Origin of the sequence: Granulicella mallensis (assembly GCF_014203225.1) — a bacterium.
In the GTDB taxonomy this organism is placed as follows: Bacteria; Acidobacteriota; Terriglobia; order Terriglobales; family Acidobacteriaceae; genus Granulicella; species Granulicella mallensis_A.
Window position 1 is genome coordinate 109,971 of record NZ_JACHIO010000011.1, and the last position, 25,058, is coordinate 135,028.

Annotated in this window: 27 protein-coding genes; 25 read left to right on the top strand and 2 right to left on the bottom strand. The window is 53.8% G+C overall.

Annotated elements, in window-relative coordinates:
- Nucleotides 1–51: 51 nt before the first annotated feature.
- The 9 genes from HDF15_RS13825 to HDF15_RS13865 all read left to right on the top strand — a co-directional run bounded on the left by HDF15_RS13825 (nucleotide 52) and on the right by HDF15_RS13865 (nucleotide 10,432).
- Nucleotides 52–552 (top strand): hypothetical protein, encoded by a 501-nt coding sequence (locus HDF15_RS13825; protein WP_184256479.1) that lies wholly within the window; start codon nucleotides 52–54, stop codon nucleotides 550–552.
- 61 nt (nucleotides 553–613) lie between these two features.
- Nucleotides 614–1,864, top strand: a complete 1,251-nt coding sequence (locus HDF15_RS13830; protein WP_184256481.1) for an efflux RND transporter periplasmic adaptor subunit — start codon at nucleotides 614–616, stop codon at nucleotides 1,862–1,864.
- Nucleotides 1,865–1,866: 2 nt separating this feature from the next.
- On the top strand, nucleotides 1,867–5,094 hold the full coding sequence (locus tag HDF15_RS13835; RefSeq protein WP_184256483.1) for an efflux RND transporter permease subunit: 3,228 nt from the start codon (nucleotides 1,867–1,869) through the stop codon (nucleotides 5,092–5,094).
- A complete protein-coding gene (locus HDF15_RS13840; RefSeq protein WP_184256485.1) occupies nucleotides 5,091–6,545 on the top strand; it encodes a TolC family protein in 1,455 nt (484 codons plus the stop codon). Before HDF15_RS13835 ends, HDF15_RS13840 begins: the two co-directional genes overlap by 4 nt.
- 89 nt (nucleotides 6,546–6,634) lie before the next feature.
- Nucleotides 6,635–7,249, top strand: coding sequence for a hypothetical protein (locus HDF15_RS13845; RefSeq protein WP_184256487.1), 615 nt, complete (start codon nucleotides 6,635–6,637; stop codon nucleotides 7,247–7,249).
- The gene (locus tag HDF15_RS13850; RefSeq protein ID WP_014266195.1) at nucleotides 7,239–7,628 is read left to right on the top strand and encodes a transcriptional regulator; all 390 of its coding nucleotides are present in this window, start codon (nucleotides 7,239–7,241) and stop codon (nucleotides 7,626–7,628) included. Before HDF15_RS13845 ends, HDF15_RS13850 begins: the two co-directional genes overlap by 11 nt.
- A 25-nt stretch (nucleotides 7,629–7,653) precedes the next feature.
- Nucleotides 7,654–8,448, top strand: a complete 795-nt coding sequence (locus HDF15_RS13855) for a di-trans,poly-cis-decaprenylcistransferase (RefSeq protein WP_221314425.1) — start codon at nucleotides 7,654–7,656, stop codon at nucleotides 8,446–8,448.
- On the top strand, nucleotides 8,445–9,902 hold the full coding sequence (locus HDF15_RS13860; protein ID WP_184256489.1) for a B12-binding domain-containing radical SAM protein: 1,458 nt from the start codon (nucleotides 8,445–8,447) through the stop codon (nucleotides 9,900–9,902). Before HDF15_RS13855 ends, HDF15_RS13860 begins: the two co-directional genes overlap by 4 nt.
- Nucleotides 9,899–10,432, top strand: a complete 534-nt coding sequence (locus HDF15_RS13865; protein WP_221314426.1) for a hypothetical protein — start codon at nucleotides 9,899–9,901, stop codon at nucleotides 10,430–10,432. The genes HDF15_RS13860 and HDF15_RS13865 overlap by 4 nt, the downstream gene beginning before the upstream one ends.
- A gap of 224 nt (nucleotides 10,433–10,656) precedes the next feature.
- On the opposite strand, the gene HDF15_RS13870 is transcribed toward HDF15_RS13865, so the two are convergent.
- On the bottom strand, nucleotides 10,657–11,601 hold the full coding sequence (locus HDF15_RS13870) for an alpha/beta hydrolase (RefSeq protein ID WP_184256491.1): 945 nt from the start codon (nucleotides 11,599–11,601) through the stop codon (nucleotides 10,657–10,659).
- Between the two features lie 289 nt (nucleotides 11,602–11,890).
- Between HDF15_RS13870 and HDF15_RS13875 the strand changes: the two genes are divergently transcribed.
- Nucleotides 11,891–13,861, top strand: coding sequence for a PAS domain S-box protein (locus HDF15_RS13875; protein ID WP_184256493.1), 1,971 nt, complete (start codon nucleotides 11,891–11,893; stop codon nucleotides 13,859–13,861).
- Nucleotides 13,862–13,899: 38 nt separating this feature from the next.
- On the opposite strand, the gene HDF15_RS13880 is transcribed toward HDF15_RS13875, so the two are convergent.
- Nucleotides 13,900–14,850 (bottom strand): helix-turn-helix domain-containing GNAT family N-acetyltransferase, encoded by a 951-nt coding sequence (locus tag HDF15_RS13880; protein ID WP_184256495.1) that lies wholly within the window; start codon nucleotides 14,848–14,850, stop codon nucleotides 13,900–13,902.
- 175 nt (nucleotides 14,851–15,025) lie between these two features.
- On the opposite strand from HDF15_RS13880, the gene HDF15_RS13885 reads away from it, so the two are divergent.
- The 15 genes from HDF15_RS13885 to HDF15_RS13955 all read left to right on the top strand — a co-directional run bounded on the left by HDF15_RS13885 (nucleotide 15,026) and on the right by HDF15_RS13955 (nucleotide 25,058).
- Nucleotides 15,026–15,955: an NADP-dependent oxidoreductase gene (locus HDF15_RS13885; RefSeq protein ID WP_184256497.1), complete on the top strand. Its 930-nt coding sequence runs from the start codon at nucleotides 15,026–15,028 to the stop codon at nucleotides 15,953–15,955.
- Nucleotides 15,956–16,114: 159 nt separating this feature from the next.
- Nucleotides 16,115–16,531, top strand: coding sequence for a hypothetical protein (locus HDF15_RS13890; RefSeq protein ID WP_184256499.1), 417 nt, complete (start codon nucleotides 16,115–16,117; stop codon nucleotides 16,529–16,531).
- Nucleotides 16,528–16,869, top strand: a complete 342-nt coding sequence (locus tag HDF15_RS13895) for a hypothetical protein (RefSeq protein WP_184256501.1) — start codon at nucleotides 16,528–16,530, stop codon at nucleotides 16,867–16,869. Before HDF15_RS13890 ends, HDF15_RS13895 begins: the two co-directional genes overlap by 4 nt.
- 34 nt (nucleotides 16,870–16,903) lie before the next feature.
- Nucleotides 16,904–17,209 (top strand): hypothetical protein, encoded by a 306-nt coding sequence (locus HDF15_RS13900; protein WP_184256503.1) that lies wholly within the window; start codon nucleotides 16,904–16,906, stop codon nucleotides 17,207–17,209.
- Nucleotides 17,210–17,254: 45 nt separating this feature from the next.
- Nucleotides 17,255–17,548: a hypothetical protein gene (locus HDF15_RS13905; protein WP_184256505.1), complete on the top strand. Its 294-nt coding sequence runs from the start codon at nucleotides 17,255–17,257 to the stop codon at nucleotides 17,546–17,548.
- 313 nt (nucleotides 17,549–17,861) lie between these two features.
- Nucleotides 17,862–18,161, top strand: a complete 300-nt coding sequence (locus tag HDF15_RS13910; protein WP_184256507.1) for a hypothetical protein — start codon at nucleotides 17,862–17,864, stop codon at nucleotides 18,159–18,161.
- A 14-nt stretch (nucleotides 18,162–18,175) separates the two neighbouring features.
- Nucleotides 18,176–18,598: a hypothetical protein gene (locus tag HDF15_RS13915; protein ID WP_184256509.1), complete on the top strand. Its 423-nt coding sequence runs from the start codon at nucleotides 18,176–18,178 to the stop codon at nucleotides 18,596–18,598.
- Complete coding sequence (locus tag HDF15_RS13920) at nucleotides 18,595–20,148, top strand: phage terminase large subunit (RefSeq protein ID WP_184256511.1); 1,554 nt, start codon at nucleotides 18,595–18,597, stop codon at nucleotides 20,146–20,148. Before HDF15_RS13915 ends, HDF15_RS13920 begins: the two co-directional genes overlap by 4 nt.
- A gap of 53 nt (nucleotides 20,149–20,201) precedes the next feature.
- A complete protein-coding gene (locus HDF15_RS13925; RefSeq protein WP_184256513.1) occupies nucleotides 20,202–20,468 on the top strand; it encodes a hypothetical protein in 267 nt (88 codons plus the stop codon).
- Nucleotides 20,458–21,345 (top strand): hypothetical protein, encoded by an 888-nt coding sequence (locus tag HDF15_RS13930; RefSeq protein ID WP_184256515.1) that lies wholly within the window; start codon nucleotides 20,458–20,460, stop codon nucleotides 21,343–21,345. Before HDF15_RS13925 ends, HDF15_RS13930 begins: the two co-directional genes overlap by 11 nt.
- Nucleotides 21,335–21,886, top strand: a complete 552-nt coding sequence (locus HDF15_RS13935; RefSeq protein WP_184256517.1) for a hypothetical protein — start codon at nucleotides 21,335–21,337, stop codon at nucleotides 21,884–21,886. Before HDF15_RS13930 ends, HDF15_RS13935 begins: the two co-directional genes overlap by 11 nt.
- 15 nt (nucleotides 21,887–21,901) lie before the next feature.
- Entirely contained in the window at nucleotides 21,902–22,408 is a 507-nt protein-coding gene (locus HDF15_RS13940; RefSeq protein WP_184256519.1) for a hypothetical protein, read from the top strand.
- A 467-nt stretch (nucleotides 22,409–22,875) separates the two neighbouring features.
- Nucleotides 22,876–23,205 carry a hypothetical protein gene (locus HDF15_RS13945; protein WP_184256521.1) on the top strand — a complete coding sequence of 110 codons (330 nt, stop codon included), beginning with the start codon at nucleotides 22,876–22,878 and terminating at the stop codon, nucleotides 23,203–23,205.
- 230 nt (nucleotides 23,206–23,435) lie between these two features.
- A complete protein-coding gene (locus HDF15_RS13950; protein WP_184256523.1) occupies nucleotides 23,436–24,233 on the top strand; it encodes a hypothetical protein in 798 nt (265 codons plus the stop codon).
- A 255-nt stretch (nucleotides 24,234–24,488) separates the two neighbouring features.
- A complete protein-coding gene (locus tag HDF15_RS13955) occupies nucleotides 24,489–25,058 on the top strand; it encodes a hypothetical protein (protein WP_184256525.1) in 570 nt (189 codons plus the stop codon).

The window sequence follows — 25,058 nt, forward strand, 5'->3', positions numbered from 1 at the left end:
CTGCGAATGTCCTGCGGGTTCAGATGTTAAAAGGTGCGCTAGACGATCACGGTGAGCCTGAAGCTTAGCGGTCCGAATTTGTTGGCCATGACTAAAAGCACAATCTCGATCAAAATTTCAGAGATTGTTGGCAATGATGATTTGAGTGTGAGAGCGATTCGTTTGTATCTTATCGATCAAACTCGGCTGTCTCCCCAAAGGGTGCGATCTCCCCTGGGAATTTTGCTGTGCGTGTTCCTTGCCTTCTCGGTCTTTGCCTGGGGCACGGGATACAAGCTGTCGCTCTATAAAGCCGATCAGCATCGAGAGCCGGCGAAGGTTTGTACTCGTGGCAGCGATGCTGCAAGAAGTAGCGTCGATCACGCTGCGACCGGCTGCAAGGTTTGGCCTTCGAGCGTGCTTCTGTCTCTGATTTTTGTTCCCAGTAGAACAGAGACTTATTCCTTCATCGATAGCGGTTTTTTTGAGACCGCGGAGGATCTGTCGCCACATCGTTCGCGACCCGTTCTCCATCTTCGGCCTCCCCCGGTAGAAGTGCGCTCACTCGATTAGCCGCTGGGGACAGACTTCCAGCGGACCATTAAAAATCATCCGTTTTGAAGGAAGGTCTCTCATGCGCTCCAGGCGCCTGCTCGTGACTGTTGGCTGTTGTCTCGCCGTGGTCTTGCTATTGCTCTATCTGCTCCATGCTCATCATCCGTCCGATGCGACCGGCGATGCGCCTGCTTCTCCCCCAACCGTGTCTGTCGCGACTGCTCACGCTGGTTTTATTGCTAATCAACTTACGGTTGCCGGAGTGTTCCAGCCCTTTCAAGAGATCGACGTTCATGGAAAAGTCTCGGGATATATCCGGCACATTTACGTAGATATCGGTGATCGGGTGCGTCAGGGCCAGACGCTTGCCGTACTGGAAGTTCCAGAGCTTCAAGCCGAAGTAGCCGGCGCGCAGGCCGGCATCACGCAGACGCAGCAGAACATCCTGCGCTTGCAGAACGAAGTTGCCCGCGAAGAGGCCGGCTATGCAGCCGTGCATGCCAACTATGTTCGATTGAAGCAGGCATCCGATCAGCAGCCGGGATTAGTTGCCGCACAGGAGCTTGATGATGCGATGGCGAAGGACCGATCCGCAGCTTCGGAGGTAGATGCGGCGAAGTCTGCCGTTGCAGCGGCGCAGGGGCAGCTCGGAGTCTCGCGAGCTGAGAACCTGCGTGTCAGCAGCCTCGAGCAATACGCTACGATCACCGCTCCCTATAGCGGCGTTATCACGATGCGTTATGCGGATACAGGCGCATTGATTCCAGCAGGGACTGCCGAAGGACTCAACCAGGCGGTGGTTCGATTGGCGCAAAGCGACGTGCTGCGCCTCCGTATGCCGGTTCCTGAACGGGACGTTCCTTTTGTTCACGTGGGATCTGTCGTCGCAGTTCATGTGCAGGCGACTGGGCAGCAATTTCCCGGAACCGTCGTTCGCTTTACGCGGGATGTTTCCAATGCGACAAGGACGATGATGACCGAAGTTGACGTGAATAATCCAACTCTCACGCTTACGCCAGGCATGTATGCCGATGTCACTTTCAACCTGGAGCAGAAAGACAATGCACTCCTTATTCCGGCGAGCGCCCTTGTTCAAGGGGATCAGCCGTCGGTGATGCTGATTGACAGCAGCAACCACGTAGAAAAGAGGGCTGTTGTTCTGGGCATTGCAGGATCAAATTCGCAGGAGGTAACCTCGGGTTTGCAGCCGGGTGATCGTATTGTTATCGGTGGTTTGTCCGCTTTGCAACCAGGACAGCAAGTTACTCCCCAGGCGGCTAAGAACGATCTTGCGAATTATCAAAAAGAGAATCAGAAGGGGGACCGCTAACCATGTCCTTCTTTGCTATTCGTTATCCCTTCTTCATCCTTATGTCCTGCATGATCGTGATTGTTGTCGGCATTGCCGCTATCACGGGCATGCCTGTCGACTTATTTCCTCCAGTCAAAATTCCAGTGGTTGTAGTCGCTACCTTCTACGCTGGAATGCCCCCTCAACAGATTGAATCCGATATTACGGATAGCGACGAACGATTCTTCACGCTGGGAAGCAATATCGATCACATCGAGTCGCGCTCGATGAGCGGCGTCAGCCTGATCAAGATTTATTTTCAGCCCGGTACCGATCCAACCGCCGCGGTCAGTGGGATATCGAACCTGGCGATGGCTAACCTGCGCCGCTTGCCTCCGGGGACGTTGCCGCCGGTAGTGCTTAGTTTTGACGCAGCCAATCTTCCGGTTTGTTTGATCACGCTGAAGGGCGCCGGGATGAACGAAACGCAACTGAAAGATGTTGCACAATTCAGCGTTCGCAACCAGGTTGCCAATGTGCCGGGTGCTTCTGTCCCCCAGCCTTACGGAGGAACTTACCGGCAGATCATGGTTTATGTCGACCCACTGAAGCTCCAGGCTTCGCAGCTCGGCATTATGGATGTGGTTCATGCGGTCAACGACTCAAACCTCATCCTGCCGGCAGGTGACGTTCGCATTGGACCTAGGGATTACAACATCTATGCCAATAGCCAGGTGCCAACTCCGAATGATGTAAACAGTATTCCGCTCAAGACGGTGGGGAACGCCTCCATCCTGGTGGGAGATGTGGGACATGCGGTCGATGGCGGACAGCTACAGACGAATATTGTGCGTGTCGACGGACAGCGCTCCGTTTATATTCCTGTGCTCAAGCAGGGAGGCAATTCCAATACGATCACTATCGTCGATGGAATTCGAAAAGCGACTGCGCATCTGCTCGACATTCCCCAACAACTGAAGACCAGCGTGGTGTTCGATCAATCGGTCTTCGTAAAGACAGCGATCAAGAATGTAATCAGCGAAGGTGCTATCGGACTTTGTCTGACCGGCATTATGATTCTGCTTTTTCTTGGAAATGTTCGTGCAACGATTGCGGTTCTCTTATCCATTCCAATTTCGTGTATCGCCACGTTCCTTGTGTTGAATGCTTTTGGGAACTCGATCAACACGATGGTATTAGGCGGCATGGCCCTGGTGCTTTCCCGTCTTATCGATAACTCGGTAGTTGTGCTCGAGAACATCTTTCGGCATTTTGAGATGGGCTCAGATCCTGTGAAGGCATCGCAGGAGGGCGGCAGGGAAGTTCAGCTTGCGGTTCTGGCGGCGACCGTCAGTACTGCCATTGTGTTCTTCCCGGTTGTTCTGCTTACGGGTGTTAGTAAATATCTCTTCACGGCACTTGCGCTCGCTGTGGTCATCGCGCTCTTTTGTTCTTATGTTGTGGCTATGACGGTCGTGCCGCTCTTTTGTTCGAAGTTCATTAAGCACACGGGGCACAGCAACGAACATGAATCGGCACAAAAGGATGATCCTGTGCCGCAACATATGCATGGCGGCCACGGACAGAAAAACATCTTTGCGAAGATCGTCTATCAGTTCAATCGAGGGTTTGGCTGGTTGCAGGCCCGCTACGATGGAGCGATTCAATACTGCCTGGGTAGGCCCGTACTGGTTATCACGGTATTTGCTGCGTTCGTTGTACTTAGCTTTGCCCTGGCTCCGTTTCTAGGGCGCGCTTACTTTCCACGCACAGACCCCGGGCAATTTGTTATCAGCGTCAAGGCTCCAACAGGTACTCGTATCGAACTTACGGACCAGTATATCGCTCGTGTAGAAGAGGACGTTCGTTCAGTGATTGCACCGAAAGACCTGAATATGATCGTCTCAAATATCGGAGTTACTCCCGATCTTTCAGCGATCTATACGCCGAACTCGGGGATGCATACTGCGTTTGTCCAGGTCAGCCTCAAAGAGGATCACAGTCTTAGCAGCTTTGCTTATATGCAGCGTGTAAGAACGAAACTTGCTGCCGATCTTCCCTCTGTGCAGACCTACTTCCAATCTGGAGGGCTTGTCGATTCCATCGTCAACCAGGGACTGCCGGCTCCCTTCGATATCCAGGTCAGCAGTAACGACATGGAAGGTGGGTACGCGATAGCCCAGCAACTCGCGCAGAAGATGCGCGCGTTGCATGGAGTCAGTGATGTGCTGATTCCTCAGGATGTCGACTATCCCGGTCTTGCGCTTAATATCGACCGTCAACAGGCAAGTCTTGAAGGCCTGACGCCGAAGACGATCGTCGATAGTGTCATTACAGCTATGACATCGAACGGCGTGGTGGCTCCCAGTTACTGGATCGATCCAAAGACAGGGAACAACTACATGCTGACTGTCCAGTACCCAGAGACGCAGGTCCAGACACTGAATGATTTTAAACAGATTCCATTGCGTTCAGCAGACGGTAAAAGCACGACTCCTCTAGAGACGGTAGCGTCGATCAAATCGATCAATACTCCGACTGAAGTCGATCACTATCAACTTCGTCGCGTCTTCGACATTTACGTTATGCCGAAGGCGGAGAACCTTTCTATTGTGAGCAAGGATGTCGACAAGATCGTTGCCGGCATGCATCCTCCGCACGGAACGGTGCTGACAGTAAGGGGTTCAGTCAATAATATGAACGACTCTTTCAAGTCGTTTGCTATAGGGCTGATCCTTTCGATTATTCTCGTCTTCCTGATTCTCATGGCGCAGTTTGCCTCTTTTGTCGATCCCTTCATTATTCTTCTGGCAATCCCACCGGGTATTTCGGGTGTGATTCTCTTTCTCCTGGTTACGGGAACTTCTATCAACATCATGAGTTTGATGGGAGTGCTGATGATGACCGGCATTGTTGTATCGGATAGCATTTTGATCGTCGAGTTTACGGGCCAGCTTCGCGAACAAGGGCTGAAGTTGGAAGAGGCCATCATCACAGCCTGTAAGGTGCGATTGAGGCCGATTCTGATGACTACCTTGGCGACGATCCTTGGGCTTATTCCCATGGCTCTCGCGCTTGAAGCGGGGAGTGAACAATACGCTCCGCTCGCCCGCGCGATTCTCGGGGGACTTACCGTCTCGGGCATCGTTACAGTGTTTCTTGTGCCGAGTGCTTATCTGCTGATTCATCGGCGTATTGAAGCTCGCAAGGCGAATGCAGGAAAGACGGAGCCTGGAAATCTGCAGCAGGGAATGGAGGCCACAGCGTGAGACAACTATTCTTTCTCTTCCTGCTTGCGGCCTCTGGCCCTGCTTTGGCCCAGGTGAATGGGGCGAATCTGCCGACTGCACCGCGCCCCGTATCTGGTATTTTCTTGCTCTCTGCTTTGAGCCAAGATGCGGGACAACAGTCCTCCAGCAGTTCTTCAGTCTCTCAGGGCTCCGGAGTTCCGCAGAAACCATTGCTGGATTCTGGGAGTCCAGCGACTCCAATCACTCGCTCGGATGCAGAACGCATTGCGCTCAAAAACAATCCGAGTATTACTGCGAATCAACTGCTGGCGCTGGCGTCAGGACAGGTTACACGCCAGACGCGATCGGCAGGGTTGCCGCAGATTTACGGTTCCATCACCGCCTCCAAGGCGGAAGATGGAAGCCGAATCGGATCGGGTGCGCTGACGGATTCGCGCCTGTATTCGCACGCAGGAACAGGAGGAGGTCTTACTCAACTCATCACGGACTTCGGCCGCACCCGAGACCTCGTTGCGACTAACAAACTTCAGCAAAAGGCTCAAGACAGGACGGCGGTTGCTACAGAGCAGGATGTTCTGATGGCTACCGATGCAGCCTTCTATCGATTACTCAATGCGCAGTCTCTGCTGGATGTCGCCAAGGCAACCGTAGCGGCCAGAAGCGATGTTCAAAAGCTTACTTCTGCGTTGACCAGGAGCGCCTTGAAAAGCGATCTGGACCTCAATATCGCGTCAGCGGATTTGTCCCAGTCGCAGTTACTGCAACTGGATACAGAGAATGCCGTAGCGTCTGCGAGTGCTGCCCTGGCGGCTCTTTTGGCGGCGCCGCCGGATACGGTGTATCAGGCAGTCGAAGATTCGAATGCGGCTCCTCCTCCGCCTCCAGGGACGGATAGCTCCGCAGCCTTGAATGCCGACGCACAGATGCAACGCCCGGATCTGCAGGCGCTCCGGCTGAATGCGCAGGCCTACCAGAAGTACGCGCGCGCTCAACAATTGCAGCACCTGCCGACTATCTCAGCCTTAGCTGTGGGAGGGATAACACCTGCAGCTCCTGATGGTGTTTTTGTGCCGCATTGGTATGCTGCGGGCGGAGTCAACTTATCCTTGCCGCTCTTCACTGGTTTTCGCATCGACGCGCAGGCAGAAGAGGCTCGGCTTCGGCAACGAGCTACAGAGAAGCAGGCGCAGGAGCTTTCCGACACGATCGCTCGTGATGTGCGCATTGGAGTCCTGAATGCGCAAACAGCGTTCAGGCGCATTGGTGTGGCTGACCAGTTTCGTAACCAAACGGCGCAGGCGTTTGCTCTTGCCCAGACTCGGTATAAGCTCGGGCTGAGTTCTATCGTCGAACTTAGCCAGGCGCAGTTACAGAGCACACAGGCCGCCGTCGCAGCGGTCAATGCACGATATGACTATCTGCTCGCGTTGCGGTCTCTCGACTACGCCGGGGGGCAGCTTGCACCTTGATCGATTCGGGCTGTCAGGCAGAGCCTGCAGCCCGCCAATTTGACAAACCCCTAGCACCTGGCGTACTTTGCAGTGTAAAGTGACTTCCTATGGATGATCTTGACAAGGCGCTTGGCGACATCAGCAGCATCCGCAGGGAGATGGCCCATAGCACGCAGTTTCGTGGCTATGGACCGGCGACTCTGGCGGCAACGGGGGCTCTAGCGTTTCTGGCTTCCGCAGCGCAGGCGACCTGGCTGCCTGAGCCTGCGAGTCATATGCCGGCTTATCTGGGGCTCTGGATAGCGACCGCCGTACTGGGCTCTACTTTGACGGGCACGCAGATGTATCGGCGCTCTCGCCGCATGCATTCGGGCCTGTCGGATGAGATGATCCAGATGGCAGTTGAGCAGTTTCTGCCGGCCGTTGGCGCAGGTGCGCTCATGACCCTGGCGCTGTTTCTCTATGCTCCCTCGGTTTTGTGGATGCTTCCGGGCCTTTGGCAGGTGATCTTTAGCCTGGGTGTTTTCTCTTCCTGCCGCTTTCTCCCACGACCGATGATTGCGACGGGCGCGTGGTATCTGCTGGCGGGGTTGGTCTGCATCTCTTTAGGAGATAGCCGTGCACTTGCCCCGTGGACGATGGGTGTTGGCTATGGGGTAGGGCAGTTGCTTGCAGCCTGCATTCTGTTTGTTACGGCTCGGGAGGGTGGCGATGAAATCTAAGACGGCTGCGAGCGAAGGACGATTTGCGTATGAAGGGTTGGATCGAGTGATCCATGAGCGCGCTCGTCTGAGCGTCCTTACTTCCCTGATTACGAATCCGAAAGGGCTGGTCTTTAACAAGCTGAAAGAGCTATGTTCGCTGACAGATGGGAACCTGAGCCGTCATCTGAAGGTGTTGGAGACAGAAAAGATGGTTGAGATTGTGAAAGGGTACGATCACAACCGGCCGCAGACGATATGCCGCATTACTCCTTCCGGACGGAAACGCTACCTGGAGTATCTGGCGACGCTTGAGCAGGTGGTGAAGGACGCCGCTAAGGGAAGCAAAGACGAGCCTGCGCCCGTCGCACTACGTGGTCTTACAACATCACGGGCCTAAGCCCCTTTTTTTCGGAGGTTACTTTATGATGCAAAGTTCTCTGTTTGCGATTAAAAGCTTTGCGGTGCAAAGCGATCCCTGTGCGGGTCTGCATGTGGCCATCATTATGGACGGCAATGGACGTTGGGCTACGCAACGCGGCTTGCCTCGTATTGCCGGCCATCGTGCCGGTGGTGCTGCTGCACGGCGGGTGGTCGAGCACGCCCTGGAGATGGGGATTCGGTGTCTGACGCTGTATGCGTTCTCCTCGGACAATTGGAGGCGACCAGTTCTGGAGGTACACAGGATCTTCTGGTTATTGCGTGCCTTTCTGCGCCTGGAGCGGGAGCGATTGAGGAAGCGCGGTGTACGGCTTCAGGCGATAGGGCGGCGCGATCGACTGCCCAAAGTCTTACTGAGCGAGATCCACGAAGCCGAAGAGGCAACGGCTGGAGGCAGATGTCTCAACGTGCGGGTTGCCCTGGATTACTCCTCTCGGGACGCCATTACACGTGCTGCCATGCGCGCTTCTTCTAAGGTTTGCGATTCTTCAGAACTCTCGGCGGAGATGCTGGGGCAGATGCTCGCGGAGGAACTGAAGGCAGGGAACGGTGATGTGGATCTGCTGATTCGTACGGGTGGAGAGAAGCGTCTCTCGGATTTTCTGTTGTGGGAGTCTGCTTACGCCGAGCTGCTGTTTACCGATCGCATGTGGCCAGACTTCGATGCTGCCGATCTGGAAGCTGCGCTTGAAGAATTCAGGCACAGGGAACGACGCTTCGGCGGGATACCAGAGGCATCCGCGCAATTTGCGGAGCAGTTAGCTGGAGGTGCGGAATGATTGCCCCAGGCTCGCGTCCATTGAAGGTGAAGTTCATTCTGCCAGCATTGAAGGAGGCGTCCGACCCTCAATGGCGTCCAATCAAGTACTCTCTGTTTCCGCCGCTGGGACTCGCCACGTTGGCCGCGTATCTGACTCCTGAGGACCATGCGGTCATCTCAGATGAACACGTGGAGCCGCTCCAACTCGACGATGCGCCTGATCTGGTTGTGATCCAGGTGTACATCACCAATGCCTATCGAGCGTACAGGATTGCAGATCTCTATCGTAGCCGGGGTGCGTTTGTCTGTCTGGGTGGACTGCATGTCACGGCGCTTCCTGAAGAGGCAGCTGCTCATGCGGACTGCATTTTTCTCGGGCCGGGAGAGCAGACTTTTCCGAACTTCCTGAAGGACTTCCGTGCAGGGCGGCCAGAGCGAATATATACCTCGACCACAGGCCGTACGCTGGACCGCGTTCCTCCGATTCGCCGCAATCTCATTCGTCGTGCGTCGTACCTGGTCCCAAACTCCATCGTGGTGACGCGAGGTTGTCCTCAGCATTGCGACTTCTGCTACAAGGACGCATTCTTCCAGGGAGGCAAAGGTTTCTACACGCAACGAGTGGATGACGCTCTGGCAGAGATCGAACGTCTGCCTGGACGGCATCTCTACTTTCTTGACGATCACCTGCTGGGCGACAGGCGGTTTTCGGAGGCTCTATTCGAGGGGATGAAGGGAATGAGACGGCTCTTCCAGGGCGCGGCCACAGTCGACTCCATTCTGCGGGGTAACTTGATTGAACATGCCGCAGAGGCGGGACTGCGCAGCCTCTTCGTCGGATTTGAGACGCTTACTCCAGACAATCTGAGGCGAAGTAACAAGCGGCAAAATCTGGGCCGCGACTACAAAGCCGTTGCGGACCGGCTACACTCGCTCGGCATCATGATCAATGGAAGCTTCGTTTTTGGCATGGATGACGATGGAGAAGATGTCTTCCGGCGGACGGTGGACTGGGCCGTCGAGCAGGGAATTACGACTGCAACGTTTCATATCCAGACGCCTTATCCTGGAACGCAACTGCATGCGAGGATGGAGCGCGAAGGCCGCATGCTGACACGAGATTGGAGCCTTTACGATACGAGGCACGTCGTCTATCAGCCCACCAGGCTAAGGCCGGAGGCACTGAAGGACGGATACGATTGGGCGTATCGAGAGTTTTACCGATGGGGATCGATTGGGCGTGCTGCACTGCATCACGGCACGCTGAAGCATCAGGCGAAACATTTCTTCTACGCTTCAGGATGGAAGAAGTTCGAGCCTGTGTGGGATCTGCTGATTCGGGCACGGCAACTGGCTCGGGTTACACCGCTGCTCGAAGCGGTGCTGTCACGAGTGACGAAAAAAAAACCTCAACAGACGAGACCGGCAGAGACTCAACTCCTGCCGGTGATTCAACCGGAGACGATGGTATGAAGAATGCAGTTCCATACAGAGAGGCTGCTGGAGAGGGAGAGCAGCCCATGCTGTCGCATCAGCATCTCCGCGAGATTCGTTTCTGGCTGGGCCTCTTTATCGCAGGGCTGGTGCTCAGCGGAGTCACTGCTTTTCCGCTGCAGACTGAACTGACCTGGGCGGTGTCTCTGCTGGAAACCTCACCTGTACGGCCTATCGCTGAAGCCACCTCTTTGCTGCTGTGGATCGCACACGTGCAGGCGGCGCTCTCCGACACGAATGCACATTACCCTTTCCTCGCGTACGGAACGGACTGGTTGGCCTTTGCTCACCTCGTGCTCGCTGTCTTGTTCTTCGGCCCGTATCGCGATCCCCTCCGTAACAGGTGGGTCATCACGTTTGGCTTGATCGCCTGTGGAGGAGTTATTCCGCTTGCTCTCATCGCGGGACATATTCGCGGCATTCCGATTCCGTGGCAGCTCATCGATTGCAGTTTTGGAATCTTCGGGGCTATTCCTCTGTTACGGTGCCGGTGGCTTATCTCGCGGTAAACCTCGGCGGCATGAACGGTCTCCTACGGACTGTTTTCAGGTCCGCGTATAGAGTCGAGGATTTGAGCTATGAAGCCACTCGCTATTAAGAAGAACAACATTACGTGCCGTATATGAGTGGGGTGTGAGGATCTGTGGCTGCCCACTCATGCGCAAAGAACGCGCATGAATGGGGCACCCGGCTAATCTGCACTGCCGCTCTGTGAGGATGCAAAGCTGGACTTCTACTCTGGAATGATTCCGATCGTCGTTAGCCACGTCTCCACCAACTCGGGCCATTTCGTCGCCGGAAGCTTGGTGCGGCGCAGGCCGAAGGCGTGTCCTCCCTGTGCGTAGAGATGCATCTCTACGGGAACTCCTACCTTTTTCAGTCCAGCGTAGTAACTCAGTGCTTGTTGTACTCCGTCCACGTTATCGTCTTCATTCTGCAGAATGAATGTCGGCGGAGTCCGAAGCGTGATATGTCTACTGATATCCGGGTTCAACCTGAAACTATTTTCGTCAAGGGCCAGATGTCCCGGATAGATTGCCACCGCAAAGTCCGGGCGGCAGCTTTCCTTGTCGGCTGCATCGACTGCCGGGTACAAACGATGGTCAAAGTGCACACTCGTCGCTGCTACCAAGTGTCCTCCCGCAGAAAACCCAAGCACTCCGATCTTGTGCGGGTCGATGTGCCACTCGGCGGCGTGAAAGCGCACCAGCCCCAAGGCTCTCTGGGAATCTTCCAAAGCTTCTGGTGACGCCGGATAGGCCCCCGATTTAGGTAGTTTCTCCTCACCTGGCACTCGGTACTTCAACAGCACACACGTAATCCCTTTGGCGGTGAGCCAATCACATACCTCGGTGCCTTCAAGATCGATGGCAAGGATTTGATAGCCTCCGCCGGGAAACACCACGACGGCAGCTCCTGTGTTCTGTCCCTTCGGAGCATAGACCGTCATTGTCGGCCGCGAGACATTGTTGATGTAGGTCCACGATCGGCCGCCGACCAGCGATGTGCTTCCGGTGTTCTTAACGGTTTCGGGACCGGTGTAAGATCGCGCATCGGGCACTGCTCCCGGCCAGATCGGCAATTGTTTATGTCTCGGCGATGGCTGCCAGGCAGACGTCTGTGCGTGAAGGCCGCTCAATCCAGACACAACACAAAGAACAAAGGTTAGAAGTTTCATCGCAATCTCCAGGGCTGGTGCAAGGCCAGTTCTACCTGCCTCAGAGGCGTGGAGGGTTGTGTATAAGCGAGTAGTCCGCAGCCGGAATCGAATCGATTAATAGCGTTCGCTGGCTTCTCGCCAGCCATCGATCAAGGATGACTGCATGCTTTTCAGGATCGTCTTAGCTGGAAATGGGCCTGCTAACCTGCAATTGCCGCTTGGACGGTAGTTGGGTATCGCTCATATGTGGAATCCTGGTTTCCATTAGGATGTTAGAAGCTTGATAACCTGCTGTTGCCGATAAACCATGAATAAAGCCAGCCTTACTTCCCGAGCGAACGAACTGATTACCGGGCTTAGCGAGATGGCTGCTCTCATTCGTGTGCACAATTGGTCGAAGACGCCGCTTGGTCCAATTGAAGGATGGTCCGAGACCCTACTCGCAACCGTCAACCTCATGCTGCATTCGCCGTTTCCGACGATCCTCTCCTGGGGTCCAGAGATGGTGTTCCTCTACAACGACGCAGCCATTTCTACCCTGACCACGAAGCACCCGAACGCTCTTGGCGGTCTTTATCGAGACGTCTTTCATGAAGCCTGGGAGCTGGTGAGCGCTGATCTGGAAGACTGTTTCTACCGGGGCAAGACAGCGGTGCGGGATAACATGTTCATTCCCATCCTCTTCAACGGGGTCATCGAGGACCACTTTTGGAGCTATTCTCTGATTCCTGTTTATGAGAACGGCAGGATTGGAGGTGTCTATGATGCCTTCCGCAATATGACTGAGGTCGTGGTGGGAGCCCGGAGACTTCGCGAAAGCGAGGCGAGACTGAAGCTGGCGACCGAGGTCGCGGAGCTGGGAGTCTTTGTCTGGGACACGGTGGAAGATCTCGGAAGCTGGGAAAACGACCGCATGTACGAGATCTTCGGGCGTACTCGCGAAGATGGTCCGGTCAGCGGCGACACTTTCATGAACGAGATCGTGCATCCGGACTATCGAAGCGCCTTTCGGCAGGCCATGGACGCTACGCTGCAAGAAGGCGAGCCGTTCCACTTCAAAGGTCCGATGTATCTCGCGGATAAAAGCCTCCGATGGATTGAAGTGAATGGCAATCTTCAACCGTCAACGGATGGCGCTATAGGCAAAATCCTAGGGACGATGCGGGACATTACGGAGATGCAAAAGGTAGAGGAGGAGGTGCTGGCTGGCGCCGCGCGCCTCGGCGAACTCGCTGCGATTGTTGCGTCCTCGGATGATGTGATTTTGAGCAAGAATCTGAACGGCATCATCACGAGTTGGAACGATGCGGCAGTGCGGGTCTTCGGTTACTCCGCGGATGAGATTGTCGGCACTTCGATTCTCAAGCTGATTCCTGAGGAGCTTTACTCCGACGAGAAGACCATCATCGAACACATTCGCGCTGGACGACGTGTCGAACACTTCGAGACGGTTCGGGTAACAAAGGACGGCAGGACAATCGAGGTATCGCTCACGGTTTCCCCGATCAAGGATAAAACGGGCCGAGTGATCGGAGCGTCCAAGATCCTTCGGGACATCTCAAGCCGCAAGCGGATCGAACAATCTTTGCTACAAGCTGAGAAGATTGCGGCGACAGGCCGCATGGCGGCGACGATCGCTCATGAGATTAATAATCCGCTTGAAGCGGTGATGAATCTGCTCTATCTGCTGCGGCCGAAGATCACGGATGACGATGGACGCGGTTATCTGGCAACGGCGGAAGACGAGCTGGGACGCGTGTCACATATCGCCAAACAAACGCTTGGGTACTATCGCGAGCATGCCGCGGCGAGCCTGGCCTCTCTCAGTGTGATCACAGAACATGCCCTCACCATCTATGAGCCGCGCTGTGTTATCGCCGGTATTGGCATCAAGAAGTTCCTCGACTCCAAGACCAAGGTTGTGTTTCGCCGGGGTGAGATGATGCAGGTGATCTCCAACCTGATTGCGAATTCGATCTATGCCATGCCCACGGGAGGAACTCTATCCGTCTCTGTGCACGACGTTACAAGCCCGAACGAAGGCATTGTTCTGGCCATTGAAGATACGGGTGTAGGTATCACTCCGGATGTTTTACCAAGGGTTTTCGAGGCGTTCTTTACGACGCGGACGACTGTCGGAACAGGAATTGGCCTGTTCGTTGCGAAGCAGTTTGTCGAAGGGCATGGGGGACGGATCAGCATCGAGAGCCGTAGTGAACCAGAAGACCATGGCACTACCGTCCGTATTTTTCTGCCTCTTCAAACAGCCTATGCATAGTTGAGTCCGCTCGACAATTTGAAATTTCTTGTCAGTGATTAGTTACTTGCTATGACCGTGTTTTCGTTCCTATTCTGCAGGTCCAGCACCCAGGTTTGTCCAACCAATTCCTGTCCGAAAGAGCGATGTTTCTCTTCGTTGAGCAGGTGAAAGCCAGTCGCTTTATAGAGGTGACGAGCGGAGACCTGCACGCTATATGTCCATAACGTCAGCTTTCGGTAACCTAACGCCCGGGCCCGGTCGATGCACGTACGAACCAGCCGAGTGCCGACGCCTAGACCGCGGGCGGACGGTTCCACATACAGCAGTCTCAGTTTTGCTTCTCCGGGATCGACCGTTTTCATAAGAAACACGGAACCAACTACATCGCCCCCAACTTCAGCGACCCATGCATCATCATGGTCTGCGTCGTAGTGCGCGGCAAACTCCCCGAGAATCTGCGACACCAAGCCCTCATAGGTCCAGTCCCATCCGTACTCATCGTGGTAGAGAACCCCCTGGCGATGGGTAATCCATCCCATGTCACCCACTCGTAGCGGTCGCAGATTTACGCTGTCCGCTGATGCCTTTTCAGGCTGAAGAACTGTCTGAATATCTCGCATGCCCGCGACCAGTTTTCGTCGCTCCCCCTCTGCGAGGGGGGAAAGAAGTGTTTCGATCTGAGATTGAGTTCCAAGATTCAATCGTCTGAAGGACTTCCGGCCTGCGGATGTCAGAGTCAGGAGCTTTTGCTTACCGTGCGCTGGGCTGATGCGGCTTTGAAGCAGGTCTCCCCTGCGAAAACGAGCAACGATGCGACTAACATGCGCCTTGTCCATCCCCAGGCTTCGAACGATAGTCGCCGCAGTCTGCTCTTTTGACTGCGCCAATTCGTAAAGTACCCTTGCCTCGGCCAGAGACAACTCGCTTTCCGGCAAGTGTTCAGCGAGCAAACCAATCTCACGGGTATAGAACCTATTGAAACTCCGAATTTGATCGACTATCGACATCTGTATGATCCCCAAACATGTGTTGTCATATACAACATAGCTTGGCTTGCCTTCCCCTGCAAGGGCATGCGGGGCAGACCAGGCCGCCATTCCCATAGACCCCAGTCAACTCTCACGCATCTGATGAAGGTACTGCGGATGTCTGCGAACCAGCGGGCCGGCAGGGAGATACGCGATGAAGGCAGTAAGGCTCTATGAGTATGGTGGTCCCGAGAATCTGAAGTTTGAAGACAACGTTCCTGAACCGCAGATTGGTGGAGACACGGTACTGATTGCGGCGGTTGCTGCGAGTGTCAACCCGATTGACTGGAAGGTGCGTGCCGGGCTGCGGCAAAAGGATTTTCCACTATCGCTTCCTGCCATTCTGGGCCGCGATGTGAGTGGCATCGTGCGTGCGGTTGGTTCTAACGTGAAGTATTTCAAACCAGGCGATCGGGTTCTTGCCTACACCAATGCGACCTATGCAGAATGGGTCGCCGTGGATGATTCAGAGGTGACGCACCTGCCGGATGGACTGGATTTGGACGATGCGGCTGCGCTTCCGCTGATCGTACTGACGGGGGACCAGCTTGTGCGCCTTGCAAGCAACGTGCAGAAGGGACAGGTTGTCCTGGTAACAGGGGCGCTGGGCAGCGTTGGACGCGCTGCGGTGCATGCGGCGAAGAAGATTGGTGCGCAGGTGATTGCAGGGGTTCGCAGGAAAGAGTTGAATGATGCTCATGCCCTTGGTGTCTCCGGCGTGCTGGCACTCGATGATGATGAGGCGATGGAGCGATTCCAGATGGTAGATGCCATTGCGGACACCGTTGGCGGAGACGTTGCCGCGCGACTGCTCGTGAAGGTAAAGCCGGGTGGCTCCTTTGGTTACGCCTCGATGTTGCCAGGGAGCGCGGTGGCGCAGAATCCTACGGTGAAGATTGCACGTGTGTTTGCGAAAGCCGATCCATCCAAAGTGCGTGAGTTTGCGGATGATGTCCGCGATGGCAAGTTTGTTCTGCCGATTGGTCGTCGGATGGCGCTACGTGACGCGGCCGAGGCCCATGCACTCGCTGAAAAAGGTGGCGTGGGGAAGATCCTCCTACTGATGTCGGCCTTGCAAAATTGATGCCCTCTTTAAAAGCGGATAAGTACTCTTTAACTCCAGGTGTGGAACCGCTTGATAAGTACTCCTTGTGCGGACAACGATTGATTTCAAGAATTTGATAATTATGCTTGACTCTATTGATAAGCATGCTTATTTTCGATTCATCGAGGATTGTCAGCCATGCCAGCATCTCCTGCTCCCCCTTCCACCTTTCTTCCTGAACTGGCAGCGCCTCCGGCGTTAGCGTTGGTTCCCAATCCGCTGAGTGAGTTTGAGTTGCGCCAGGTGGCGGATTTTCTCGCGGATTTTCTGCTGTACGACATGGAAGTTGCGATGCAGCATTCCGCAAGTTGGTATCGCAATCAGGTTGGAGACGACGTCTGCTCTATGAATCAGGCGATCAGGTTAAGACAGCTAACCATTGAGGTCTGCTGTTCGGCTGTCGATCAAGCTTTGGAAGATGAGCTGAAGGATTCCGAAGCGTCAGAGTTTTGGATGGCGGCGCAGATTGGCCTTAAGTTTCTGCTGGCCTTTGTAGTGCTGGCGGGGGTGTGGCTTGCAGTCTGTGTGACTTGGGTGGAAGGCGGTTCGCGATGAACAACCTACCTGCCGGTGTGCTGTATGACTCGCGTGCTCCGTGGAACCTGCCCGATATGTCGCATGGAATAGAAGAGTGCGGAGACTGTTGCGAGCTTTATTCGCGGTCAGAGATGTACTTGTTCGAACGTTACTCGTGGATTCATCGGCGGATGGAAGAGGTGCAACTCTGCGAAGCCTGTGTGCCGCGCTGCGGATGGAAGATCTGTTCCTATGACGAGCGGTGCCGTGAACCCGCGATAAGTAAGAGTGAAGGAGGATGGTGCGCGAAGCATGATCGTGCGGCCGAAGAGTTGGATGCGGAAGAAGAATTGGGCGGACAACAGATCGCCGCGTGATGGATGACGTCTGTGCCTTAAATGGAGAGAAAAGATGCAGGGTATTACGGTGAACAAATACGAAGGCAACAAGATGAATGTCGTGGCATTTCGAAGTGGTGAGGCTCGATATGCGAATGCTCGCGAGACGATTTATGCACTCATTGCTGAATCCAGCGACGGTATGACCAGTAAAGAGATTGCGCAGAGAACCGGCTGGGCTCTCCATACCTTTGGCAGGCGACTTACAGAGTTGAAAGACTCAGGAAAGATTCGGAGCACAGGGCAGATGCGCTATGGGGCTGAGGTGTGGATTGCCTATCGCGCTTTTCCGATGCAGTTGTTGATAGAGGCTGCATAAGTAATCGAGCGTTGAGTGGACATTATTGGAAGCTGGAGGGGGAAGATGGCTACAGATACGGAGTTCGATCGAGTAAGTGCGAACTATTCGCAAACAAAGAGGGGCTATGTCCGGCACCAACCAGGTGAGGTCATTCCATTTGCTACAACGCTAGAGGTGCAGGACCATGTAGATCTCAAGGCGATGGCGCACGCTGATGGTATGACGATTGCCGCATTTTGCAAGAAACTCATTGGTCGTGAGCGTTTGCGAAGGTTGCGGATGATTGAGCTGGGGAGAGACGGGCGTAGCCGTGAAAATATTTCTGGCACCGCCCATGCTTCTGTGAAGACTGCCTAATTACGAGCTGCGAGTTATGAGCTGCGAGTAACGAGTTAGTTGAGTCAACTATTTCGACCGCGATTGTGAAAGATTTCTAACCGCAATTTGCTTGGTACGTCTCTTGTGGCGTGACATAGTAGTTTTCGAGTCGTGATTACAACTTGTTGTGCCTGTCTCGCTGGGCCTTGTGCGGCGAGTAGAACTCCTGATTTTCGATGGAGTCCCAGTGGAAAAATCCAGTGGGTTACGGCACGGATTCCTGTGCCTCACTAACTTCTTCCCTCATTTTTAGATGAGTATCTTCTGCGGATGCTTTCTTTGGAGATTTAATATGGCTACTTCCAGTCGTGTGTGCATTCTTTCAGACGGAGAAGCGGAAGAGCTTCGCGCCGGCCGTCCAGTTTATTGCCATCAGCACAAACATGTAAGTGCTGACGAAGCCTTCGGCATGACGGCTCCCCTCTATATGCAACGGAACGGCAAGGCTGCGGAGCCGGTAGCGGAGTGGGTTGGTCCCAGGCAGGTTCGCTATATTCTGCAGCACACCTGGCTGAGTGTGAACCGCAGTTTTCTGCCGGGTGGAAAGAGTTTGCGCATCAAGACGAAGCAGTTAAAGGCGGGGTTCGCGTGATGGATGAAGCTCAAATGGACTCAGACTGTGCGATGCAGCCATACAAAAGCCGGCACGAAGCTTATGTGGAAGGCCTGATGGATGGCAAGACGAAAAAACGGTCTGCCCTGGATGCGGGATTTCCATTGAGCCGCGCACGTAATCCGAAGCGGAGAATCGAAGGGCCGATAACTCAGGAGCTAATGCGGAGGGCGATGGTAGAGGCTGGACTGACCCTTGCGTTCCTAGCGCAGAAGACACGCGAGGGGCTGGATGCGAAGCGGCCCCAGTTGTTGTCCGGCGGGACGGGTAAGGCCGCGACATTTGAGATGGTGGACGATTTCGATATCCGTCTGAAGTACATCCAGCATGCGCATAAGATGCTGGGCATTGTCGAGTCGGAGGAGAGAGAGCCTCCGTCGGTGCAGGTAAACATTGTGGCGGTGGGGGCGAAGTGAGCAAATCAGCCGCGATCAAATTCGACATTGCGCTTCAGCCGAAGCAACTCGCGATTTACGAACTGGTTGAGAATTCGCCGGCTACTGAGATTGGTTATGGGGGCGCGCGTGGCGGTGCCAAGTCGCACGGGGCACGTGGCATTATGCTGCTGAGGCGGCTGAAGTATGCCCGTACCAATGGGCTCTTCCTTATGCGGGTGTGGGGGCAGATCTATCGCAACCATCTGGAACCTTTGTTTCGCGAATTTCCATTTATGGCGAACTGGTATGTCGGGGGCGATAAGAAGCACCTGACGCTGCCAAATGGTTCGCGTATTTATTTCGCCTCCGCGGACACGATGGATGACATTCGCAAGATAGCCCAGGGGCCTGAGTATGCGGACATCTTTGTGGAAGAGGCTACACACTTCAGCGAGGAAGAGCTGATCTTTCTGCCTACGGCGCTTCGCTGGACAGGGAAGTCCGGGATTACTCCGAAGATGTTGTATACCTGCAATCCCGGTAGCCGAGGGCACGATTACATCAAGCGCATCTTTAAGGATCGCAGATTCCAGGAACATGAAGAGCCTGATTCGTTTGCTTTTGTTCAGGCTTATGGGTGGGACAACATCGAGTGGGTGCGGCCGTATCTGCACGAGCAGAACATTACAGACTTTGAGTACTACAACACCTGGACCGATCAGCAGCGGTTCCAGTGTTTTATTGCGAACTCTGACTATGGGGCTAAGTTGAACCAGATGCCCGAGAAGGAACGGAAGGCGCATCTCTTTGGCGATTGGGACACGTTCGAGGGACAGTACTATCCGAACTTTATCCGTGCTCAGCGGGAGCTTAAGGCTGCACAGGTGGGACAGCTAATGCAGCCGTGGTGGAGGCGCTGGGCTTCGTGCGATTGGGGTTATCAACATGCGGCTTCCATTCACTGGCATGCTTCGGGCCTGGTGTCTCCTGAAGATGCGCGCAGGCATCTCGGGCGTGAGTGGAGTGAGGCTCGCGAGGTTGTGATTACTTATCGCGAACATGTAGTTGCAGGGCGTCCTGAGATGCTGCTGGCCCAGGACTTTGTGGAGCGATGTGATAACGACGATAGGCGTGAGTTGTCACGGTTCTTTATGTCGCCTGAGACCTTTGGCGAGCGTAATGCCGTGGCGGATATATTTCGCAAGGTGTTTCGCGAACACTCGTTGCCACAGCCAGAGGAGGCACGCAACGATCGTGTGAATGGCTGGCGATTTATCCATACATTGATTGAGCAGGATCGATGGTTCGTGTCGGACCGGTGTGAGGGGGCGCTAACTGCGATTCCTTCGTTGATCTATGACGACAAGAAGCTTGAAGACGTGATGAAGACAAGCAAGGTCTCGGACGATATCGCGGACGAAGTGCGGTACGGGTTGTTTTCCATGCTGGGACCGAGTGCCAAGCCCTATGAGGTGAGGCTGCGCGAGACGCTGGCTCCGATTCAGGATATGACCGCGAAGCACCTGGCGCATCTTGACTTCAAGAGGAAGAACCGGAAACGGTCCGCTGGGTTCACTGTCGGAAGATGACGGCTTGAACCAAAGACGACAAGACCATGACGGATATTAGGGAGGGATTACTGATGATCGACGCATTGTTTGTTGTGAGTGTTGCAATCAATGTGTTGTTGATTGTGCTGTGGCCAAAAGAGATAGCTGAGATCGTTCCGGCTGAGGACATGGTTTTTGAGGAGTCGAAGCCTGTGTCCGTTCCGAAGCCGTTTCGCGCGCGCAAGGCGTTTCGTGAAGTGAAGAGGCAGTTTGAGGATGCGCACGACCCTCGAAGGGTATCGATGAAACAGGTAGAGAGGTTTGTTCAGAAGGCTAAGGAGAAGAGAGATGATCGGTAAATCAGGTCAGTATTATCGAGCAGGCTATTTGGCACGGCAGGCGGGGGACTGGCCTGACGGCACAGACAACGAAGGACAAGAAACGCAGGATGGTACTCCAGCGCTGGCTCAGATAAATATGTCCGTTCCATCCGTGGTACAGGCGAGAGCGGTAGCTACTAAGGCGGCAACCCCTTTTGCCCGTGCGTCTGCGTATCCCACAACAAATGCGGTGCAGGACTCTGTCGGTGGAGATCTTTATAAGGCGGTTCAGAGCCTGTCTCAAAGAGCGCAGGACTCGTATCACCAGAATATTGATCCTCTGGAGCAGCGGGTCGATAATTGGCAGCGTGGCAATGGCTTTAGAACCAACGCGCAGGTGCTACCACCGGCTCCACTAGCGCCGCCGCCGCGATTGGCGACGCCAGGGATAGACCCAAGGGTATATAGAGCGTCGCTTGCCGGATATCGTCCGGCCGGAACAAAGGAGTCAGTTGCCGAACTTGCAGGGAATATCAACTGTGAAACGGGAGGCATGAGAGACTCACGGAACGAAAATATGCCGCTTTCCGTAGCCAGAGGAGATATTGCGCATATGCGCATCAATGGCGAAAGACAGTGGGGCGATAGGGTGAAGGGGCTTGCCGGGCTGGGAAATTGCGAGACACCTTTGATGTCAGGGCCGGATTATCCGAACGCCCTGAATGCGGCCACAGATGCTGCTATGGAAGATTTAAACGGTGTCGACCCAACACATGGAGCGACCAATTACAATGGTCGAACCTCCATGGGCGACATCAGTCCATTTGGTGGAAAGAATGGACCGGTAATACATACGCACGCTGGGCCCTATATCAGTCCGTCAATATATAAGGTGATCAATACTTATGGCAAATAAGAAGATGGTTGCATTGCTCAGTCTATTGTTTGTAGGAACAGGGCACGCGTTGCCGGAAAAACGACGAGTGAACCTTGCACCTACACCTGCACGCATTCAAGGTGCCCTTGGATGCCTGGCAACAGTGCTTGCAGGCATGGATGATAATGACTTCAAGGTGTTTGGCCTAGCGCGACATGAATTCAGGCCGGGTAAGGTAGTGCAGGCCCGTGTTCACGTGCATAAAGAATACTGGGGATCCGACCCAGACTACGATCGAGACTACGAGTACGATGTTGTTCTTTATGCAAAAGATGGACTGCATGGAGCATTTTTTACAATGTATGTGGATGAAACTGGTCCCTATGTGAGCAAGGCGATGACCTACAAGCTGGATAGAGTGGGTAGGCGGTGGGAAGCAAGCGAGGGAAATGGAGGAGGGCCTACCTATTTTATGCTAGGCAAAGAAGTCACATTATTAACTAATATGATAGCGAGTGACGAGATTAAATTGAAACCGGGAAAGTGCTCCGCCGAGGTAGATGAGACAAGTTTTCTTTAGTTTGACGAGAATAAGATGAGTATGTTCAAGGCTTCAATATTGTTTCTGTTTATATTATGGAGTGGCGTTGCAGCCCCTACTCAAAGCCATGGTTCTTCGTTATTGCGTGGGGCTTTACACTGCCTGGCTGTAAAAGACACGGATTGGCTTGCTGTCCAAAAGTCTCAAGCACAGTCTATCCGTGTAAGCTATGCGATCGACACAGCATCACATCGAACAGAAAACACTACCTATGTTGTGGCCTATGCGAATAGAAGTCGTACCCGTGGCAAGGTGTTCGATTTGATCTATCAGCAAAAGGGCCACACGGTGGTCTTCGATGTACAAAACAATGGCAGCTTTGCGAGATCGGGAAGTAAGATTGATTTTTTTAAGCCACCGCTTGGAGGAGTTTGGACGCAGGCGCATCTTCAAGGAGCTATTAAGCAGGCGGATCAGCGAGTGGAAGTTCTCTTCGATGTGAAAACGCTGTCTGCTCCGCTTTCAGGTGTCACTTGTAGATCGTTTGTGGATAACAAATAGGCGCTTGGAAAGGATTACAGGTCTCAGAGTCTTAATACGACGATCAGTTTTCCAGTCGTTTCTGGTGGGAAATGTCCTGTGGCTGGAAGCAAGAACCATGATATTTGTGCGTCATGCTTCTTTTTTTTCTCAAGCTTACGTGCCAGCGGCCCCGCGGCAAAGCCCTATGTGTTTCAGTTCGCAGGCTATGACCCCAACACGGAAAAGAAAGGGAAAGAACCACATTCGTTGGGACGAGAGAGAAACCCTCACCTCTCCTGATCGAAGGTGGAAGCTGGATGTGTTTCCAGTGTTTGACGGGAAGGACAATCACAGCCCGGTGCAACTGACGGATTGTGCCGATGGCAAGACGCACACGATCATGTATCTGGAATCGGAGGCGGACGTACATTGGGGGCCAAACGGCAATAGTCTCCTTATCGTCGACGAGCAATGTGCCGTCTGTTCAGACGCTCTTGTTTGGAGATGTGGAATCCCGGTTGCATGAAGACAAGCCAAATACCCGTGCCAAGAGCCATGTAGCTGATGAGATACATCATGCCGTCGAAAATAGGGTGGGAAGTGACATGGATCTCTACCACTACGCCGTGGGATTTGCGTGGTGGCGAGGAAACAGTCTGATCGTATCCATCTCCGTAGATTCTGTAAAAAAAGATACCGATGGATCTGCAGCAGGGAATTCCAACAAGATAGTGGGACATTGTTATGGTGCAATTGTAGATACAAAAGAAAATAGGTTAGCCAGATTGGTTTCAGACAAAAAGCTTCGTAAAGAATATGGCGGCCATTGCGAGTAATCGCAGATGCCAGTTCTCAGGCTTGTCTGCGGAGACGACGACGTCGTAATTATCAATATATTTTCTTTTTAAAAGTGAGTGGTTCGGGATTCACGCGGGACGTCTGGGTGAGGTTGGCATGTTCTGAATGATTCAATTCCAATATTCATTTCGCTTTTCCAGTTGGGCACCCTAAAGGGTGCCCAACTTTTTTGAATAAAGGATGGCATTGACGTTTATAGGAGGTGGAAATGATCGGTAAATCTGGTCAGTACTACCGTGCAGGCTATCTCTGCCGTATGGCAGGCGATTGGCCCGACGCGCAGACAATAGACCCAGAGAGTTCAGATTTGGGCCAGACAGATGATCAACAGCAAGGGACTCAACCAGTTAAATATGATGGCTCTCAGAATCCAAATCAGTCTATCAATGTTACGGCTGCTCCGAATCCGCCGATGCCTTTATCTGATTCGCCGCCGCTGGATGCAACCATGGGCCCGGAGACTGGCTCGCCTATGTCTGCGACGTCTGCATCGCAACAAAGAAGCACAAGAGCTTTGGCTGGTTCGGCTTACCCCGGCGCTTCTGGTGAATCATTCGCAGGTACACGTAGCGGCATGGCTTCTGGAGCAAAGCCAGTGCAAAGTACCGGATTCAATTCTAATCGGCAACAGCCTTCGCAGGGAGCGGCGAACAGGCTTCAGGGCGCGGCGCCAGCATTTGCGGTTGATCCGCAACGGGAGCAGATGCTGAATTACATCGCCGATTGCGAGGGGCAGGCAAAGCCCAACGAATGGGGTGCCTATAACGATTCAAAGAATTACTGTACAACCGGCTATGGGCAGTTGTTGCACCAGAGTCTCTGCACACCCGATGATTACTCACGATATCAAGGGGAGACCGAGGCGCAAGATTGGGGCAGGATTACGATAAGTTTTATCGAGATATTCATAGCCGTATTCCCAATGCAAACATGGGGCAGACTCATTCGTTCGTCGATCAGGCGTTCAATATGGGGGTGGATGACTCCACACATCAGCACGGCGTGATCAATCATCAGGCATGGACGGATTTCAATGATGGAAAGTATGATGCCGTACCTTCGGATATAATGACGTTGCTTGCAGGGGGACGCGGGATTACTCCCAGACGTGAGGGTGAGGATGTTATGTATAGACGTAACGAAATTCCTGCGGGGTGTCACGTGCCTCCTCCCGGATATGTTCCTCCCCCTGGGTTTAAACCTCCCGTTGGAGTTGCACCCGACGGGAGCCTGCTCCTGAGAGATTACTCAAGGAAGAAAAATGAAGCGCTGCGCCCTGGCTGTGATTTCGAGAAAAATGAAGAGCTACCTATGGATTCCAGTCTTTGTTATGGTGCCGGTAATAGGATGCAAGGCTAGACCGGGAAAAGTTACCAGTTCTGTCCATTCTCAAGCTGCAAGGAAAACTACTGCGCTTCCTTCTTCTCAACCCAAAAAGGTTGTGGATTATAAGGGGTGTTTGGCTGACGATCGAAGCGATAGCAGCAGTGAGATGTCTTCCGATGAGATTGCGGGTACGGCAGATTTTTTGAGCGACCTTCAGGCTGCTGTCAGAGAAGATCGCCGGGCTAAAGTAGCTACCTTTATGCACTACCCTTTGCGCACTTGGCCGGAGGGTACGAAGAGACCGAAATATGTCAATTCAAGCCACGACTTTGTGGCCAATTACGACAGGCTGCTCCCGCCGGCTACCCGCGAGATATTGCTTAAGCAAAGACCTGAATGCATAGGCAGGATGGGGGATCATGGCTATGAACTCGGAGATATTACGATGTGGTTTGATCTTTATGGTCCAGGTGAATACAACATCTTTGCGCTTTATACTCATTGA